This window comes from Actinoplanes awajinensis subsp. mycoplanecinus, assembly GCF_001509495.1.
GTDB lineage: Bacteria > Actinomycetota > Actinomycetes > Mycobacteriales > Micromonosporaceae > Actinoplanes > Actinoplanes palleronii.
In genome coordinates this window covers 20,714-38,564 of the sequence record NZ_LLZH01000341.1, presented here as the reverse complement: position 1 = coordinate 38,564, position 17,851 = coordinate 20,714, and the positions used below count along the sequence as shown (strand labels likewise).

At 70.5% G+C, this 17,851-nt stretch carries 18 protein-coding genes; 8 read left to right on the top strand and 10 right to left on the bottom strand.

All coding sequences use genetic code 11. The features are described 5' to 3' along the window. Window positions 1-221 precede the first annotated feature (221 nt). Window positions 222-1,199 (bottom strand): Gfo/Idh/MocA family protein, encoded by a 978-nt coding sequence (locus tag ADL15_RS48170; RefSeq protein WP_067707329.1) that lies wholly within the window; start codon window positions 1,197-1,199, stop codon window positions 222-224. 107 nt (window positions 1,200-1,306) lie between these two features. On the opposite strand from ADL15_RS48170, the gene ADL15_RS48165 reads away from it, so the two are divergent. Next, window positions 1,307-2,056 carry an NUDIX hydrolase gene (locus ADL15_RS48165; RefSeq protein WP_067707338.1) on the top strand — a complete coding sequence of 250 codons (750 nt, stop codon included), beginning with the start codon at window positions 1,307-1,309 and terminating at the stop codon, window positions 2,054-2,056. Between the two features lie 490 nt (window positions 2,057-2,546). On the opposite strand, the gene pstB is transcribed toward ADL15_RS48165, so the two are convergent. The 6 genes from pstB to ADL15_RS48135 all read right to left on the bottom strand — a co-directional run bounded on the left by pstB (window position 2,547) and on the right by ADL15_RS48135 (window position 8,517). Further along, window positions 2,547-3,323, bottom strand: a complete 777-nt coding sequence (pstB, locus tag ADL15_RS48160) for a phosphate ABC transporter ATP-binding protein PstB (protein WP_067707327.1) — start codon at window positions 3,321-3,323, stop codon at window positions 2,547-2,549. 9 nt (window positions 3,324-3,332) lie between these two features. Then, window positions 3,333-4,418 (bottom strand): phosphate ABC transporter permease PstA, encoded by a 1,086-nt coding sequence (gene pstA, locus ADL15_RS48155; protein WP_067707324.1) that lies wholly within the window; start codon window positions 4,416-4,418, stop codon window positions 3,333-3,335. After that, on the bottom strand, window positions 4,415-5,488 hold the full coding sequence (gene pstC / locus ADL15_RS48150; RefSeq protein WP_067707322.1) for a phosphate ABC transporter permease subunit PstC: 1,074 nt from the start codon (window positions 5,486-5,488) through the stop codon (window positions 4,415-4,417). Before pstC ends, pstA begins: the two co-directional genes overlap by 4 nt. Before the next feature lie 46 nt (window positions 5,489-5,534). Then, window positions 5,535-6,638, bottom strand: coding sequence for a phosphate ABC transporter substrate-binding protein PstS (gene pstS, locus ADL15_RS48145; RefSeq protein WP_067707320.1), 1,104 nt, complete (start codon window positions 6,636-6,638; stop codon window positions 5,535-5,537). Between the two features lie 294 nt (window positions 6,639-6,932). Continuing rightward, entirely contained in the window at window positions 6,933-7,793 is an 861-nt protein-coding gene (gene mshD / locus ADL15_RS48140) for a mycothiol synthase (protein WP_067707317.1), read from the bottom strand. A gap of 7 nt (window positions 7,794-7,800) precedes the next feature. Continuing rightward, window positions 7,801-8,517 carry a winged helix-turn-helix transcriptional regulator gene (locus tag ADL15_RS48135; RefSeq protein ID WP_067707314.1) on the bottom strand — a complete coding sequence of 239 codons (717 nt, stop codon included), beginning with the start codon at window positions 8,515-8,517 and terminating at the stop codon, window positions 7,801-7,803. A gap of 264 nt (window positions 8,518-8,781) precedes the next feature. Between ADL15_RS48135 and ADL15_RS48130 the strand changes: the two genes are divergently transcribed. The 5 genes from ADL15_RS48130 to ADL15_RS48115 all read left to right on the top strand — a co-directional run bounded on the left by ADL15_RS48130 (window position 8,782) and on the right by ADL15_RS48115 (window position 12,178). Next, on the top strand, window positions 8,782-9,792 hold the full coding sequence (locus ADL15_RS48130) for a hypothetical protein (RefSeq protein ID WP_083972621.1): 1,011 nt from the start codon (window positions 8,782-8,784) through the stop codon (window positions 9,790-9,792). Window positions 9,793-9,824: 32 nt separating this feature from the next. Beyond that, entirely contained in the window at window positions 9,825-10,667 is an 843-nt protein-coding gene (locus ADL15_RS48125; RefSeq protein WP_067707309.1) for an LmeA family phospholipid-binding protein, read from the top strand. Between the two features lie 68 nt (window positions 10,668-10,735). Then, on the top strand, window positions 10,736-10,813 hold the full coding sequence (locus tag ADL15_RS57315) for an Ms5788A family Cys-rich leader peptide (RefSeq protein WP_373873078.1): 78 nt from the start codon (window positions 10,736-10,738) through the stop codon (window positions 10,811-10,813). A gap of 178 nt (window positions 10,814-10,991) precedes the next feature. Then, window positions 10,992-11,840: a sulfurtransferase gene (locus tag ADL15_RS48120; protein ID WP_067707306.1), complete on the top strand. Its 849-nt coding sequence runs from the start codon at window positions 10,992-10,994 to the stop codon at window positions 11,838-11,840. A gap of 2 nt (window positions 11,841-11,842) precedes the next feature. Beyond that, window positions 11,843-12,178: a DUF1416 domain-containing protein gene (locus ADL15_RS48115; RefSeq protein WP_067707303.1), complete on the top strand. Its 336-nt coding sequence runs from the start codon at window positions 11,843-11,845 to the stop codon at window positions 12,176-12,178. Window positions 12,179-12,410: 232 nt separating this feature from the next. Here the strand turns inward: ADL15_RS48115 and ADL15_RS48110 are convergent, their stop codons facing one another. Continuing rightward, on the bottom strand, window positions 12,411-13,661 hold the full coding sequence (locus tag ADL15_RS48110) for an AI-2E family transporter (RefSeq protein WP_373873077.1): 1,251 nt from the start codon (window positions 13,659-13,661) through the stop codon (window positions 12,411-12,413). 188 nt (window positions 13,662-13,849) lie between these two features. On the opposite strand from ADL15_RS48110, the gene ADL15_RS48105 reads away from it, so the two are divergent. Then, window positions 13,850-14,146, top strand: coding sequence for a GroES family chaperonin (locus tag ADL15_RS48105; protein ID WP_198171336.1), 297 nt, complete (start codon window positions 13,850-13,852; stop codon window positions 14,144-14,146). Here ADL15_RS48105 and ADL15_RS48100 read toward each other — a convergent pair. Both ADL15_RS48100 and ADL15_RS48095 read right to left on the bottom strand, forming a co-directional pair. Beyond that, on the bottom strand, window positions 14,137-15,798 hold the full coding sequence (locus tag ADL15_RS48100) for a PrsW family intramembrane metalloprotease (RefSeq protein ID WP_198171335.1): 1,662 nt from the start codon (window positions 15,796-15,798) through the stop codon (window positions 14,137-14,139). The two genes, ADL15_RS48105 and ADL15_RS48100, sit on opposite strands and share 10 nt — an antisense overlap. A 73-nt stretch (window positions 15,799-15,871) precedes the next feature. Next, on the bottom strand, window positions 15,872-17,044 hold the full coding sequence (locus ADL15_RS48095) for an FUSC family protein (RefSeq protein WP_067707295.1): 1,173 nt from the start codon (window positions 17,042-17,044) through the stop codon (window positions 15,872-15,874). Window positions 17,045-17,074: 30 nt separating this feature from the next. On the opposite strand from ADL15_RS48095, the gene ADL15_RS48090 reads away from it, so the two are divergent. Continuing rightward, window positions 17,075-17,713: an HD domain-containing protein gene (locus tag ADL15_RS48090; RefSeq protein WP_394327004.1), complete on the top strand. Its 639-nt coding sequence runs from the start codon at window positions 17,075-17,077 to the stop codon at window positions 17,711-17,713. Window positions 17,714-17,851 lie beyond the last annotated feature (138 nt).

The following is a 17,851-nucleotide window of genomic DNA, read 5'->3' as shown; positions in this document are numbered from 1 at the left end:
ACAGCCTGACAACCCACCAAACACCGACCGGGGCCCCGCCCCGGCCAGCGATACCACCTGCACACAAACCCGCACACCAGGTCGTATTTTCCGGTCAGGCCCAGCCGGGACCGTGAGCCGCGCCGCGGTCCGGAGCGGGCCGCGGTCTCGCGACGGCCTCACGGGCGGGACGTGGCTCGTAGCCTGCGGGCGAGCGCTCGGTATTCGTACCCAATGGGGTTTTAGTAAGTGACGCCCACCTGGTCGCGGATCGAATCGAGGAGGTTCATCACCTCGAGGGTGGTGGTCTGGGAGACCAGCGGGCTCTCCAGCTCGCCGGCGGCCAGGCAGCGCTGCACCTCGGCGGCCTCGAACTGGTAACCGCTGCCCGGGAAGTCGAACTCGTACGTCTCGGGGGCCTTGTCCGGGCGGCTCAGCGTGAACGAGCGCGGCACCATGAAACCCGGCGGGACGTCGATCCGGCCCTCGGTGCCGGTGATCGACGCGGCGTTGCGGCTGGCACCGTTGATGCTGCAGGTCAGCGCGGCGATCGCGCCGGACTGCCAGCCGAGCAGGACACCGGTGTGCTCGTCGACGCGTTCCGGGGTCAGGTGCGCCCAGGCCTGCACCGAGGCGGGCGAGCCGAGGATCAGGTGGGCCAGGTGGATCGGGTAGACGCCGAGGTCGAGCAGCGCACCGCCGCCCAGCTCGGGGGAGCGCAGCCGGTGGTCGGCGGCGAACGGTCCCTGCAGGCCGAAGTCGGCGTGGATCGCGCTGACCCAGCCGATCGCACCCTCCTCGATCAGCTCAGTGATCTTGCGGATGGCCGGGTTGCAGCGCATCCACATCGCTTCCATCAGGAACACCCCGCGGGCACGGGCCGCCTGCACCAGCTGGGCCGCGGACGCCAGGTCCAGCGTGATCGGCTTCTCGACCAGCACCGCCTTGCCGGCCTCGATGCACTCCAGGGCGCCGGCCAGGTGGAACGCGTGCGGGGTGGCGATATAGACCACGTCGACGTCGGGGTCGGTGGCCAGGGCGGTGTAGGAGCCGTGGGCGCGGGCGAAGCCGTACCGCTCGGCGAACGCGTCGGCGGTCGCCTGGTTGCGTGAGCCGACCGCGGCGAGCTCGGCCCCCGGCACCAGTGGAAGGTCAGCGGCGAAGGTCGCGGCGATCCCGCCGAGTCCGAGAATGCCCCAGCGAACGTTCTGTCCCGTCATGATCGTTACCGTATCGCCCGCGGCGGCACCGGTGGCAGGTTCACGCGTGGCAGGATCGACCGGTGACCGAGCCGATCCCGCTTTCCATGCCGCTCCCCGCCGCGATGATGAAGCGGGCCCGGGACTTCACCGGTCCGGCCGTGCCGGCCCGCCCGGCCGCCACCGTGGTGCTGCTGAGACCGTCCGGTCCCGGTTTCCAGGTGTACGTCCTGCGCCGGATGACCACGATGGCCTTCGGCGGCGTGTACGCGTTCCCGGGCGGTGGCGTCGATCCGTCGGACCGCCCCGAGACGCTGCGCGGCGACTGGGCGCAGCGGCTGGGCGTCCCGGAGGACCAGGCCCGGGCCGTGGTCGGGGCGGCCGCCCGGGAGCTCTTCGAGGAGGCCGGTGTGGTGCTGGCCGGCCCGGCGGCGGAACCGGACCGGACGGTCGCCGACGTGGACGATCCGACGTGGGAGGCGGACCGGGCCGCGGTGCTGCGCCGCGAGCTGACCATGGCCGAGCTGCTGGAGCGGCGCGGGCTGCGGCTGCGGGACGACCTGTTGCTGCCGTGGGCGCGGTGGGTGACACCGGAGTTCGAGCCGAAGCGGTTCGACACGTGGTTCTTCGTGGCGTTGCTGCCGGAGGCACAGGAGGCTCGGGACGTGTCCGGGGAGGCCGACCGGACCGCGTGGATCGATCCGGCGGAGTCGGCGGAGCTGCCGATGTTGCCGCCTACGCGGCACACGGTGGCTCAGATCGCGGCGGCGCTGAGCATTGCGGGGGTGGTGGCGGCTTCGGCGGGGCGGGACGCGGCCAATCCGGTGATGCCTCGGATCGAGATCGGCGCGGACGGGACGGCGACGCTCACGCTGTAGCGGGGTGTCGTGGGGTGGTGGAGGTGCGTGGGGCGGTGCGGGCACGCGGACGGAGCACGCGGGGCGGCACCCGCACGCGATCAGGGTGACGCGGGGGCGGTGCCCGCACGCGGTGGCAGTTTGCGTGCCGCCACCGCCCGCCCGGGGGCGGCAGAAGCACGCGATCAGCCTTTGCGTACTCTCACCGCCCCCTCGCCTGCACTGGCGCGGATCCGCGCGGGCTTACACGCGAGCACCACAGAACAACTCGCCGGCGCGTCTGACCCGTGTGACCGCCGTTCGGCGGGCCGTTGTGCACAGTGGCGGGCTGTCCACAGGGCTGCGGGCAGTGGCAGGCGAATCCGGCCAGACTGTCTGAGGGGGAGCCCCCAAGGGAGGGTGGGCCCTGTCTGGCGGTGGGATTGATCAACGCGAACAGGCGCCGACCCCCCGGTCGTACCGGAAAATCAGCGCCTGCCCCACACCAACCGCGACCCTGCCGCAGCCTCCCCTAGCCGAAGCGACCGGTGATGTAGTCCTCGGTCTTCTTCTGCGTCGGGTTGCTGAAGATCTTCTGGGTGTCGTCGTACTCGATCAGACGGCCCGGCTCGCCGGTCTTGTCGATCGAGAAGAACCCGGTCTTGTCGCTGACCCGGGCGGCCTGCTGCATGTTGTGCGTGACGATGATGATCGTGAAGCGGTCCTTCAGCTTGAACATCAGGTCCTCGATCGCCAGCGTCGAGATCGGGTCGAGCGCGGAACACGGCTCGTCCATCAGCACGACCTGCGGCTCGACCGCGATGGTCCGGGCGATGCAGAGGCGCTGCTGCTGGCCGCCGGAGAGGCCGGCGCCCGGCCGGTCCAGGCGGTCCTTGACCTCGTCCCACAGGTTCGCGGACCGCAGCGACTGCTCGGCGGCGGCGTCCAGCACCGACTTCTTCTTGACGCCGTTGAGCTTGAGACCGGCGATCGCGTTCTCGTAGATCGACATGGTCGGGAACGGGTTGGGCCGCTGGAAGACCATGCCGATCATGCGACGGACGGCCGTGATGTCCACGTCCGCGTCGTAGATGTTCTGGTCGTCGATGGTGAGACGACCCTCGATCCGGGCGTTCGGCAGGACCTCGTGCATGCGGTTGATCGACCGGAGGAAGGTCGACTTGCCGCAGCCGGACGGGCCGATCAGGGCGGTGATCGTCTTCGGCTCGACGGTCATCGAGACGTTGTCGATCGCCTTGAAGGAACCGTAGTAGGAGGAGACGTTGCTCGCCTCGATGCGCTTGGCCATGGGGGATCCTTACCGGGTCAACTTGTTGCGTCGGGCGAGCAGCTTGGCGCCGATCGTCAGGATCAGCACGATCGCCACCAGGGTGAGCGCGGCCGTCCAGGCGCGGTCCGGCGCGAACTTCGAGGCGTCCCCGGCCTGCTGGTAGACGTAGAGCGCCAGCGAGGCCTGACCGCCGTCGAACGGGTCGAAGTTGATCCGGGTGAGGCCACCCGCGACCAGCAGCACCGGTGCCGTCTCGCCGGCCGCACGGGCGATGGCGAGCATGACGCCGGTGACGATGCCGGGAGCGGCGGTGGGCAGCACCACCTTGAGGATCGTCTTCCACTGCGGCACGCCCAGAGCGTACGAACCCTCCCGCAGCGGACCCGGCACCAGGCGCAACATCTCCTCGGTGGACCGGACGATGGTCGGCAGCATCAGGACGGTCAGCGCCAGCGAAGCCGCGAAACCGGAGTACTGCGGCTGCCCGTCGTTGAACCACGGGCTGACGATCAGCACCCAGAAGGAGAGGACGAACAGGCCGGCCACGATCGACGGGATACCGGTCATCACGTCGACGAAGAAGCGGACCGTGCCGGCGAACTTGCCCCGGCCGTACTCGACCAGGTAGATCGCGCCGAGCACACCGAGCGGGATCGCGATCAGGGCGGCGATGCCGACCTGCTCCAGCGTGCCGATGATGGCGTGGTACGCGCCACCACCCGCGTCGCGGGCGCCGATGTTGTTCATCGAGGAGCCGAAGAAGTCGCCGTCCAGGCGGGCGACGCCCTTGGAGACGAGCGTCCAGACCACCGAGGCGAGCGGCAGGATCGCCAGCAGGCAGGCGGTGTAGATCAGGGCTTGCCACATCCGGTTGCGGGCGGCGCGCTTGCCCTCCACCCGACCGGCCGCGAAGTTCAGGCCGACCAGGTAGAAGACGCCACCGAGCACGAGCACCAGCACCCAGTTGCCGATGCCGGTGCCGAGCACCACGGCGGCCGAGACCACCAGTGCGGCGACCGCGACGAGCAGGTTGGCGACCAGCGGGAACTTGCGGGTGCGGAGGTTGTCCGACGTCATCACGACGTCCGGCATCTCACGGTCGAGAAGGCTCATGCGGCACTGTCCCGGAACTCGCGACGGCGGTAGATGATCGCCCGCGCCGTCATGTTGACCACCAGCGTGATCGCGAACAGCAGCAGACCGGAAGCGATCAGGGCGCCACGGCCGGTGTCGTTCGCCTCGCCGAAGGAGTTGGCGATGTTCGCGGCGATCGAGTTACCGCCGGTCTGGATCAGGTTGAACGAGATCTCCCAGGTGATGCCGAGGGTCAGCGCCAGCGCGATGGTCTCACCGAGCGCGCGGCCGAGGCCGAGCATCACCGCGGCGATCACACCGGGCTTGCCGTACGGCAGCACCGCGATCCGGACCATCTCCCACTTGGTGGCGCCGAGGGCCAGCGCGGCTTCCTCGTTCATCCCCGGGGTCTGCTGGAACACCTCGCGGGAGAGCGAGGTGACGATCGGCAGCACCATGATCGCGAGGACCAGGCCACCGAGCATGATCGACTGCCCGAACGGGCCTTCGCCGCCGAAGATCGGGATCCAGCCGAAGTAGTGGTTCAGCCAGACCGAGAAGTCCCGGACCGGCTCCTGGAGCACGTCCCGGCCCCAGAGGCCGAAGACCACACTGGGCACCGCGGCGAGCAGGTCGATCACGAAGCCCAGCGGGGTGGCCAGCCGGCGCGGCGCGTAGTGCGTCAGGAACAACGCGATCGCCAGCGCGATCGGCACCGCCACGACGAGCGCGATCACCGACGACAGCAGGGTGCCGAGGGCCAGGACCGCGATGCCGAAGGCCGGCGCGTCCGCGTTCGGGGCCCAGCGGTTGTAGGTGAAGAAGTTGACGGTGTTCTTGTCGAGGGCGGGAATCGCCTTCGAGATGAGGAAGACGGCGATCGCGATGATGATGACCAGCACCATCGCACCGGCCGCGGTGGAGATGCCGCGGAAGCCGGTCTCCATCGAGAACCGGGCCTTCTTGGGCAGGGCAGCACCGCCGCCACCGATCGGGGGCTCTTCGTAACGGCTCGGGGACGCGCCAGAGCCGGCGCCCGAGGAGTGACCAGAGGTCACACCCAGGTCGCCGGCGGTGGCGTTCGCCGAGCGGGAGGGGATGTCACCCATCTACGCGCTCGCTGTCGTCTCGTAAGGGATTAACGAACCGGGCGGATCAGGAGAGCGAGTCGACCGCGGTAGCGACCTTGGCGCGCACCGTCTCGGGCAGCGGGGCGTAGCCCAGCTCGCCCAGTGCCTTCTGGCCCTCGGTGCTGGCGGTGTACTTCAGGAAGCCCTGAATCGCCTTGCCCTTGGCGGCGTCCGCGTTCTTGCTGCAGACGATCTCGTAGGTCGACAGGACGATCGGGTACGCGCCGGCCTGGGTGGTGTTGTAGTCGATGTCGAGCTTGAGGTCGTTGCCGGTACCGGCGACCTTCGCGCCCTCGATCGCCTTGCCGGCGGCGTCGCCGGTCAGCTCGGTGTACTCGCCGGCGCCGTTCTTGACCTTGGCCTTCTGCAGGCTGCTGTTCTCGGCGTAGGAGAGCTCGACGTACGAGATCGCGTTCGGGGTGCTCTTGATCTTGGCAGCGACGCCGTCCGACTTGGGCGCGCCGGTGCCGCCCGGGGCCGCCCACACCTTGGCGTGGTCGTAGGTCCAGTCAGCCTCGGCGGCCTTGCTCAGGTACTTGGTGAAGTTGTCCGTGGTGCCGGACTCGTCGGCGCGGTGGACCGCCTCGATGGTGGCCGACGGGAGCTTGGCGTCGGCGTTCTCCGCCTTGATCGCCGCGTCGTCCCACTTGGTGATCTTGCCGGCGAAGATCTTCGCGATGGTGGAGGCGGACAGCTGCAGGCCGTCGACACCCTGAACGTTGTAGACCACGGCGATCGGGCCGACGACCATCGGGAGGTTGAGCACCGGGGCGCCGCACTTCGCGTCGGCCGCCTTCTGCTCGTCGTCCTTCAGGGCCGAGTCGGAACCGGCGAAGTCGGCCAGGCCCGAGGTGAAGGCCTTGATGCCGGCGCCCGAGCCGGTGCCCTGGTAGTCGATCTTGGCGTCGGCGCAGGAGGCCGAGTACGCCTTGATCCACTCGTCCATGGCGTTCTTCTGAGCGCTGGAACCCTGAGCCGCCAGGGTGCCACCGACGCAGGAACCCGCGGACGGAGCGGCAGCGCCGCCCGCCTCCGACTTGGTGTCGGTGTTGTCCGAACCGCACGCGGTGAGTGCGATCGTCGCAGTCAGAGCAATGCCGGCGATCAGACCGGTCCGCTGGAACTTCACGGTTGTTGTCCCCTTCAGGTTCAGTGCAACCGGTCGCTCACCGGCTCGAAGAGAAAGCTAAGAGTGCGAAGTGACCTGCGAGCCGGGCGCAAATGAACTGGGGGTGAACACGTCGACCCCAAAAGGTGGCCATGCCCTGAGGGGCAGTTGTCCGTTAAGTGAACCGCGCACTTGGTACCCGATATGTCGGATAATCCCGGTTGCCTGAGACCTTAGCGAGACACGCGCTTGTCCGGGCCGTTACCAAAGAAGCCCGCCCTCATGTTTGAGGACGGGCTGATGGAAATGCCGGAATCAGCGCTGATAGCTGACGTCGGTCTTGTAGATCTCGAAACCGAGCCGCTGGTACAGCTTCACGGCGCCCTCGTTCGACTCGTCGACGTACAGATTCGCCACGGACAGCCCGGCGGCCGCGAGATGCCGCAGACCGGCCACGCTGAGCGCGGCGCCCAGACCGCGCCGGTGACCGGACGGGTCGACGCCGAGCACATAGATCTCACCGAGCGCAGGGTCCGCGCCGGACGCCGGGTGCACCTTGGTCCAGTGGTAACCGAGCAGGGTGTCGGTGATGTCGACGGCGAGCAGGAAACCGGCCGGATCGAACCACGGCTCGGCCTCGCGCAGCAGCAGGTCGTCGAGAGTCCAGCGGCCCTGCTCCGGGTGGTGGGCGAAGGCTTTCGCGTTCACCTCGAGCCAGTCCTGCTCGTCGTGGCCCGGACGGAAGCCGCGGACCGTCACACCGTCCGGCAGCGGCACGTCCGGCAGCGGTTCGAGCAGCGAGCGGCGCATCTGCCAGAGCACCCGGTCGCGGGTGAAGCCGTGCTGCTCGGCGAAGGCGCGGGCGCCGGGGTCGTCACCGTGCGCCCAGAACCGCAGCGAGCCCGAGCCGGCCGCGGCGAGCAGCGCCGCACCGTGCCCCTGGCGGCGGTGCGCCGGATGCACGACCAGCTCGCCGGCGCCGTCCTCGACGAACGCGTAACCGGCGTCCGACAGCAGGTGCACTCCCCCGCCGCCGTTGCGGACGCGGAGCACCACGTCCTCGGACAGCGGATAGACGCCGTCCGCCTCGGCCGCCGCGGCAGCCAGGGTCAGGACATCGTCGATCTCCGAAGCGGACAGCCGGTCCGCAGCACGGACCGGCTGCTCTCGCGTCATGACTCGATCAGACCGTGAGCGTGACGGGGTCGTTGTCCGGCAGCTGACGGCCGTTCGGCGGGGTGACGAACTTGTAGCCCACCTGGCGGACCGTGCCGATCATCGACTCGTACTCCGAGCCGAGCTTGGCCCGCAGACGCCGGACGTGCACGTCGACGGTGCGGGTGCCACCGAAGTAGTCGTAGCCCCAGACCTCGCGGAGCAGCTGGTCGCGGGTGAAGACCCGGCCCGGGTGCTGCGCGAGGAACTTGAGCAGCTCGAACTCCTTGTAGGTGAGGTCGAGCGGGCGGCCCTTGAGCTTGGCGGCGTACGTGTCCGGGTCGATGTTGAGCTCGCCGGCCCGCACCGATCCACCGGCGCCGGCGGTCGCGTTGTTGAGCCGGCCGACGCAGAGCCGCAGACGGGCCTCCACCTCGGCGGGACCAGCACTGGCCAGGATGACGTCGTCGACACCCCAGTCAGCGTTCAGAGCGATCAGACCGGCCTCGGTGACCACCGCGATGAGCGGGACACCGATCCCGGTGGCGTGCAGCATGCGGCACGTCGCACGTGCCTCGGAGAGCTCGGATCGCGCGTCGACCATCACGGCATCGGGGCTCGGCCCGGAAACCAGGGTGCGTACGTCGCGCGGGGCGGTGCGTACCGAGTGGGGCAGAAGGTCCAGGGCGGGCAGAACGGCGGAAGGTTCGCCGGCACGTGCCGTCACCAACAGAAGGATCTCCACACTCACCTCCGTCCTCGCGGCACAGAGCCGCTCGGGTGACCCGGTCTGCGCAGCTCAAAGCTCCGCCACCGGAGAACTGGGGCCCGGCGTCACCGACGGGTGGGTTGCGGTTACCTTAACCGATACATCAGTGTGAGCGACGGGTTCGCGCACCCGAGTGATGTAACGAACGCCTGCTAGGTGGCCTAACGCCCGGTTCGTAACAAGCCTTTTACACACAGCCGGTGATTGGGCGTTCGGCAAGACTCTGGCACGATCCCTGTCGTGTTCCCCTCCATGCCGCAGGACGACCCTTGGGACGCCGACGCCTCCCGCGACGTCGCGCGCCTCGTTCCGGGCCGCCCGAAAGCCGGCACGTACGGGGCGGTGCCGGACGACGCCGACGACGAGCAGCCTCCCACCTCCGAGCCGGAACCGGACGAGGAGGAGTTCGAGGAGATCGAAGTCGTCCCGGTCCGGGCCAAACTGTCCGTGGCGATCGGCGGCTTCGCGGCCCTGCTCGCGCTGGCACTGATCATCGGCACCCAGACCACCGGGCCGGACGCTCGCGCCCCGTACGCCATCGTGCTCTTCGGGGTCCAGTTGCTCGGACTGCTGGCCTGGACCATGGCGCTCAACCCGCCGGCCGTCGCGTCGACCGCCGCGATCAGCGGCGTCACCGGCCTGGCCGCCTGCTATCTCGCGGTCACCGCGGACGAGCCCGGCCTGATGACCCTGCTCTACGTGGCCGGGGCCGGATTCGTGGCCGCGCTGATCGGCCAGCTGATCCGGGCCGAGGACCGGCACCGGGTCGGCGACTCGTGGCGGACCACGCTGCTGATCGTGCTCGGCGTGGTGGCCTACGCGGTCCCGATCACGCTGACCCGCCAGCCGCTCGGTTCGCAGGCGATCCTGGTCTGCTGCACCGGCGCCGGGCTGGCCCTGCTGGTGTCCCGGCTGACCGACGCGGTCTTCCCGAAGCCGCGGATCGCGGCGCAGGTGCCCCGCGGCGCGGCCGGCATCGTGCTCGGCGCGATGGTCGGCACGTTCGCCACCGCGTGGCTCGGCAGTCAGATGGTGCTGCCGTTCACCCCGGCGAAGGGCGCGGTGGCCGGCCTGGTCGCGGCGGTCGCGGCGATCCTGATCGACCTGGCGGTGAACTTCGGTGAGGCCGGTCGCCGGCTGGCCGGCGAGGCGCCGACGTTCTGGCTGGCCCGGCACATGACCGGCCCGCTGGGCGGATTCGCGCTGACGTTCGGCGCGACCTACGTGCTGGTGCATTTCTACCTGGGCTGAACCGTCCGTTTCGCGGACACGTGGATCGGGGCATGTACGGTCCTCAACAGTCCGCGAACCGGGAGGGCCCTGTGGCCGAGGTGTACGAGAACGACCAGCGCCCGCGCCGCCGGCGGGGACGTGGTCTTCTGATCATCCTCGTCGTGCTGCTCCTCATCCTGTTCGGCGGCCTGGTGGTCCTGGACCGCTACGGCGCCTCGTTCGCCGAGGGGGTCATCGCCGACAAGGTGACCGAGCAGATCCGGCAGCAGAAGGCCAGCAGTGACACCCCGCAGGTGGACATCGCCGGCACGCCGTTCCTGACCCAGGTGGTCCGCGGCGAGTACCAGGAGATCCACATCCAGGTGCCGAACCTGAGCGCGCCGATCGAGAACAGCAAGGTCGCGGCTGACAAGATCAACCTCGCGCTGGTGGACATCCACGCGCAGGACGTGAAGGCCTCGCTGGACACGCTGCGCAGCGGCACCGGCGACGTGGTGGTCGGCACCGTGACCGGCACCAGCACCATCGACTACCCGCAGCTGATCACGCTGATCGGGCAGAAGGGCCTGCAGCTGTCCGCGAAGGACGGCAAGCTGCTCGGCGCGGCCAGCGTGACCGCGCTCGGCCAGCAGCTCGACCTGACCGGCACCGCGAAGCTGACCGTGGTCAACGGCGGGATTCAGGTGCGTTTCGCCGACGTGAAGGCGACGAATCTGCCGGACGTGCCGGTGTTCCAGAACTTCATCAACTCGTACGCCGCGAAGCTCGCCGTCGACGTGCCCGTTCCGGCCCTTCCGCTGCAGCTCAAGGTGCAGTCGGTGACCCCGCAGGCGGACGGCCTGCAGGTGACGCTCGCGGCCAGCGACGTGAACCTCAACGCCGCCGGCGTGTGACCCCCGCCTCGTCCCGGATCGTGGTCGGTACTGTTCCGGGGTCTGGAACCACTGATAGTGTCCGAAGCATGAGCCCGTTGCTCACGAAAAGGCGCGCGATCGACCTGTGTCGCGTGGCCGCGTGCCTGTGTTGCTCCGTCATCTGACGGAGCCACTTGGTGCTGAGCACCCTCTGTTGTAACTAGTCCAGGGCAATTCTCTGCCCGGCAGTGGCGCCGTCGCACAAACCAGCCCGTGATCCCACCTAATCCTGGGTCCGCGCGGGGTGCGACCACACCTCCGTGCGCTGACTCTCCCCTCACCCACTTTTCAGGGAGTGAATCGATGAGTCGCGACACCGCACTCGTATCGGCCGACTGGGCCGAGAAGAACCTGGACACCCCGGGCATCGTCTTCGTCGAGGTCGACGAGGACACCTCGGCGTACGACGGAGGCCACATCCCGGGCGCCGTGAAGATCGACTGGAAGACCGACCTGCAGGACCCGGTCCGCCGCGACTTCGTCAACCAGGAGCAGTTCTCCGCGCTGCTGTCCGCGAAGGGCATCAGCAACGACGACACCGTGATCCTCTACGGCGGCAACAACAACTGGTTCGCGGCGTACGCGTTCTGGTACTTCAAGCTGTACGGCCACGAGTCGGTCAAGCTGATCGACGGCGGCCGCAAGAAGTGGGAGCTCGACGCCCGCGTCTACACCAAGGATGTCCCGGACCGGGCGAAGACCAGCTACGAGGCCAAGGCCCCCGACCTGTCGATCCGCGCGTTCCGCGACGAGGTCGTCGAGGCCATCGGCGTGAAGAACCTGGTCGACGTGCGCAGCCCCGACGAGTTCGCCGGCCGCCTGCTCGCGCCGGCGCACCTGCCGCAGGAGCAGTCGCAGCGCGCCGGTCACATCCCGACCGCGATCAGCGTGCCGTGGAGCAAGGCCGCCAACGAGGACGGCACCTTCAAGTCCGACGCCGACCTCGCCAAGATCTACGGCGACGCCGGGCTGGACGGCAGCAAGGACACCATCGCGTACTGCCGCATCGGCGAGCGCTCCTCGCACACCTGGTTCGTGCTCAAGGAGCTGCTCGGCCAGGAGAACGTGAAGAACTACGACGGCTCCTGGACCGAGTACGGCTCGCTCATCGGCGTCCCGATCGCCCTCGGCGACGAACCCGGAAAGGCGTGACCATGACTTCTCCCACCGCTAACATCGCCGCCGGCTGCGCCGCGCCGGACCAGTCCGCGCCCCTCCCCGCGAGCGTGGACCTCCAGAAGGAAACCGTCATCACCGGTCGCGTGAGCACCGCCGAGGGCGAGGCGGTGGGCGGCGCGTATGTCCGCCTGCTCGACTCCTCCGGCGAGTTCACCGCCGAGGTGGTCACGTCGCCGGAAGGCGTCTTCCGCTTCTTCGCCGCCCCGGGCTCCTGGACGCTGCGCGCGCTCAGCCGCTTCGGCAACGGCGAGCTCGCGGTGACCGCTGACCGCGGCATCAACGACGTCGCCCTGAGCGTCGCCACCGCCTGACCCACGCTCTGTCACGGAAGGCGGGACTCCTCCGGGAGTCCCGCCTTCCGACTTTTAACCCCCATATTGTACGAATGCGGAGTCCCGTCCGCAGGCTACGAGCCACGTCCCGCCCGTGCCCCCGCGACGCCGCGCCCGCCCGGGCCGCGGCGCGCCTCCCGACTCTGGCTGGCGCTCAGGGGTGTCTCAACACTGTTGAGACACCCCTGAGGACCAGCTGGATTGCCGGGGGTCAGGTGCCGGGGGTGACCACTACCGCGTCGGGTGGGACCTCGGGGCGGCGGCGGGCCAGGCGGCGGACGCCGGTGTTCATGACGGCGATCAGCGGGACGGCGACCAGCGCGCCGATGATGCCGGCCAGCACCACACCGCACGCGATCCCGATGATCACCGCGAGCGGGTGGATGGCCACCGCCCGGCCCATGATCAGCGGCTGGAGCACGTGGCCCTCCAGCTGCTGCACCAGGATCACCGCGCCCAGCACGATGAGCGCGACCACCCAGCCCTGCCCGACCAGCGCGACCAGCACGGCCACCGCGCCGGAGATGCTGGCCCCGATGATCGGCACGAACGCGCCCAGGAAGACCAGCGCGGCCAGCGGGAACGGGAACTGCACGTCGAGGATCAGCAGGGCCAGCCCGATACCGACCGCGTCGATGAACGCGACGAGCACGGTGGCCCGCACGTACGCACCGAGCGTCGCCCACGACGCGTCCCCCGCGTCGGCCAGCGACCAGCGCGCGTTCACCGGGAACAACCGGACCATGAACCGCCAGATCTTGCGCCCGTCCCGGAGGAAGAAGAACGTCGCGAAGAGCACCAGCAGCAGCCCGGTGAGCAGCTCGAAGACGGTCGCCGCGGTGGCCAGCCCGGTCGAGGTCAGCGACGCGGTGTTCGAGTTGATCCAGTCCTGCGCGGTGTTGATCGCGTCGTTGATCTTCTGGTCGGAGAGGTGCAGCGGGCCGGTCTTCGCCCAGTCCTGGATCTGCCGGACACCCGCGCTGGCCCGGTCGGTCAGCTGCGGGACCCCGTCGATGAACTGGTTGACCACCAGGGTCAGCGTCCCCGCGACCGCGCCCAGCCCGCCGATCAGCACCAGGAACGTGGCGAGCGACTGGGGCAGGTGCAGTTTGAGCAGCCAGCCAACGGCCGGCCGGAGCAGCGCGGTGAGCAGCAGCGCGATCGCCAGCGGCACGACGACCACGTCGACCATGCCGATGAACTGCAGTCCGGCGTACCCGACCAGCCCGACCACGATCAGCCGCCAGCTCCAGGCCGCGGCGATCCGCAGCGAGTGCGGCACGTCCACGTCGTCCAGGCTGCTGGTCGAACCGTGTGTCACGGCCGGCTCGGGCGGTGGCGGGATGAAGTCGTCCTCCTCAGGTGGTTCCGGGTCGCGTGGTGGCCGATAGGTGCGGGCCACCCGGACCGATTGCCGTCCGGTGTCGTAGGCCTTCTGCAGGTTCTCCCGGACACGTTGCAAGCGGTTCAACCGCCTACCCCCTCGCCCTCGAATACGCGTTCATCACCGTAGTGCCCGCACGCATCGAATGGCGTCCGTGACGCACGGGTGCGATCGGGACCACGCGGACCGGGGGCGCGGCGGGCGGCGTACCGTCTGCATGCGTGAGTGCCGACGCCACGAGTACCGACTCCGGCCTGCCGATCCGGATGCTGCACGACCGTGTTCTCGTCCGCCAGGACGGCGGGGAGGGCGAGCGCCGTTCCACCGCGGGGATCGTGATCCCGGCCACCGCGTCGATGGGCCGGCGGTTGTCCTGGGCCACCGCGGTGGGTGTCGGGCCGAACGTCCGGTCGATCGTCGTCGGCGACCGGGTCCTGTTCGACCCGGACGACCGCTCCGAGGTGGAGCTGCACGGCAAGGGTTATGTGCTGCTCCGCGAGCGGGACGTGCACGCGGTCGCCGCCAACCGCGTCGAGTCGGACTCGTCCGGCCTCTACTTGTAGGGCGGCGGCGGGTACTGCCCGGGATACTGCGGCCCCGGGTACTGCTGCTGGCCCGGGTACGGCTGCTGCCCTGGATGGTGCGGCTGGCCCGGGTACTGCGGCTGGCCCGGATACTGCTGCGGCCAGCCGCCCGCGTACGTCGGCATCGGCGGAGGCGGCGGCGGGAGTCGCACCGGCACCGGCATGACCGGCTCGGCCGGCGCGCCCACCGTGCGCACCACCCCGTCCGGGAACGTGATCCGGTAGCTCTGCCCGTCCCACCAGGCCGGCGGGGTCTGCGGGTCCCGTCCGGCGAAGACCGAGCGGTACCCGGTGATCGCGGCGAGCAGCTCACGCTCCTCCACCACCGCCTTCGCCATCTCCCGTGGGTCGCCGGCCAGCCCGCGCTGCATCCCGTCGCGGATCAGGGCCAGCCGGGTCGCGGCGAACTGGAAGCTGCGCATCGCCCGGCTCCCGGCCGGACCGGCCACCCGCTTGGCCCACTGCCGGGCCGAGTGCCGCCGGCCCAGGCTGCCCAGCGCGGCCACCTCGGGCGGGGCGAACCAGCCGGTCCGCACGTAGTGGTGCAGGGTGCGTTCGGCCAGCCGGCCCTCCCAGCTGCGCAGCGCGATCGCGAAACCGACCACGGCGAAGAAGAACGGCACCATGAAGCCGAGGTAGCCGTACAGCATGATCAGCGCCTCGCCGGTGGCCGCGGAGAGCGTCGGCAGCAGGTTGAACGTGCCGTGCAGAATCATCGCGAGCAGCAGGCCGCCGATCGGGGCCAGCCAGCGCACGTGCTTGTCGGCGGAGCGCGCCGCGAGGCCCAGGCCGATGCCGGTCATCGAGGTGAAGAGCGGGTGCGCGAAGCCGGTGAACAGGATCCGGACGATGAAGATGGCGAACACGTTGGTCAGGCCGGTGGCCGGGCCGTACTCCTGTGCGCCCGCGGCGTAGCCGTGCCCGCCCAGGTAGAGCACGTTCTCCACCATGGCGAAGCCGAGCGCGGAGAGCCCGCAGTAGACGATGCCGTCGGTGATGCCGGACCACTCGGCGCGCCGCCGCCAGAACAGCAGCAGCGGGCCGGCCGCCTTCATCGACTCCTCGATGAACGGCGCCACCAGGACCGCGACCAGGGCCTCGGGCAGGCCCCACTTGTCGAACAGCCAGGCCGCGCCGGTGTTCACGGCGAGCGCCGCCGCGGTCGCCACCGCGGCGCCCCAGGCGAAGCAGAAGGCAAGATATTTGACCGGCTCCGGTTCGTACCGGTCGAGCCAGGCGAACGCGCTGGCCAGCAGCGGGACCGGCAGGATCGCCGCGGTCAGGCCGACGGCCAGGCCGGGCAGGCCGATGTTGTAGCCCAGGAAGATCAGCATGCCGATCGCGGCCGCAGCGATCAGCGCGATCACACCGGTGACCGGTAGCCAGCGGCGCCAGCCCATCCGGCGGCCGGGGACCGGGGCGTTCGCACCGCTCGCCTCCAGCGGGTACGGCGGAACGGCATCCGGCGGCACCACCTCGGCCACCAGGGTGGCCGGCGGATACGTGGCCGGCGCGGGCGAGAGCTGCGCGGTGGGGTCCTGGGGCGGCGGAGCGTAAGCCGGCGCAGGCTCCGGGGCGGAGGCGGGCTGGGGAGCCGGATCCGGTGACCCGGTCGGCGAGACGTCGGCCATGACCGCCAGCGTAGTCACCGACGCCGGGCCCGGCGTCCCCGAGGAGAGCCGAAGCCGATCACGCACCCACGGATCAGCCCGCGTCGGGCTCCGGCGAAGCGGACGGCGGTGGCACCGGGCGGGCTCGGGCGGTCCGGCGGCGCGCGCCGAGCGGCCGGGCCTGCCAGCCCACCGCCGCCCGCACCTGCCGGGTCGCCTCCGCGTACTCGACGCCGGTGGCCCGCAACAGGTCCGCCACCGAGGTACGGATCTGGGCCACCACCACGCCGCCGGAGTACCCGACCCCGGTCCCGTACGCCCGCCCGGACTCGGCCGCCGCCCGCAGCGCGCGTTCCCGGGTGGCGACCGGTTCGACGCCGCGCGACCACTCCATCCGGAGCAGCTCGACCGCGTCGCCGAGGTGCCGTACCGAGGCGGGCAGCATCTCCGGGACCCGCTCCCGGTCGTTCAGCGCGACCTGCGCCCGGCGGATCATCACCCGGACGTTGCGCAGCGCGTAGGTGAGCTGGGGCGCGCCCTCCACGTACTGGGCCAGGGCGCCCCGGGCACGCCAGCGGGCGGGTGCGAACGCGACGTTCTCCCGGGCCGCGTCGATCGCCGTACGAAAGGCGGCGAACGTCCCCTCCGCGGACCGCAACCTGGTCAGCGCGGCCTGGATCACGTCCGGATCGCCGTCGGAGAGCCCGAGCGCGGCCTCGTGCAGGCCGGCGGTGAAGGCGCGCAGCGCCGGATCCGCGGCCCGGCGCACCACGCTGAGCGGGTTGATCGGCAGCAGCACGGTCATCACCGCCAGGCCGATCCCGCCACCGACCAGCGCGTCGAAGAACCTGGTCCACGGCTGCCCGGTGCTGGTGGTGAGCGTGGCGACCAGCACGGCCGACGAGGCGGACTGCACGATCAGCGGTGCGCCGCCGCCGACCGTCGTCGCGACCAGCACGGCGAACAGCACCATCACGCCGATCTGCCACGGCCCGGTGCCGAGCAGGATCACCAGCCCGTCGCCGAGTCCGATCCCGACCGCGACGCCGAGGACCAGCTCGGCGGTCCGGCGCATCCGCTGGCCGGCCGAGGACCCCAGGGTGATCACGGCGGCGACCGGTGCGAAGAACGGCACCGGGCGGCCGATCAGGTCGTGTGCCACGTACCAGGCCAGCCCGGCGGCGAGCCCGGCCTGCACGGCGAGCATCAGCCCGGCCCGGGCCCGTGTCGCGGCCGCGCCGATCCGATCCCTCGCGCCGCTGATCATCCGTGTTACCTCCGTGCCAGGATGGCCATCGTGACATCTTTGCCCGACCGGTTCCGCACGGCCGCCCGGGGCGCCGGCGCCACCGCCGCTGACGCCGATCTCGACTCCGCCGCAAACTACCTGCTGACCCGCTGGACCGAGCCGCAACGCCACTATCACGACGTGTCCCACCTGACCGCGGTGCTGGACGTGGTGGACCGGTTCGCCGAGCTGGCGCCGCACCCGGACCGGGTCCGGCTGGCCGCCTGGCTGCACGACGCGGTCTACGACCCGAAGGCGCTGGGCGACGCGAACGAGCGGGACAGCGCCGAGTTCGCCGAGGGCCTGCTGGTCACGCTCGGCGCACCGGACGAGGTGGCGGCCGACGTGGCCCGCCTGGTCGGCCTGACCGCCGGCCACGCCACCGAGGACGGCGACCCGGACGGCGAGCTGCTCTGCGACGCCGACCTGGCCATCCTGGCCGCCGACGACGAGCGGTACGCGGCCTACACCGCCGCGATCCGCCGCGAGTACGCCCACGTGCCGGACGGCGACTTCCGGGCCGGCCGCTCCCGGGTCCTGCACGAGCTGCTGAAGCTCCCGTCGATCTACCGCCTGGAGCCGATCCGGGCGGCGTGGGAGGCCCGGGCCCAGGCCAACCTGACCGCCGAGCTCGAGCTGCTGGCCTGACCGCCGGGGCGCGGCTGGCGCTCAGGGGTGTGAAAACCCGCCGGAGGCACCCCTGAGGACCAGCCGACGACCGGGACGCGCGCCGCGGCCCGGAGTGGGTGCGGCCTCGCGCCGCCTCACGGGCGGGACGTGGCTCGT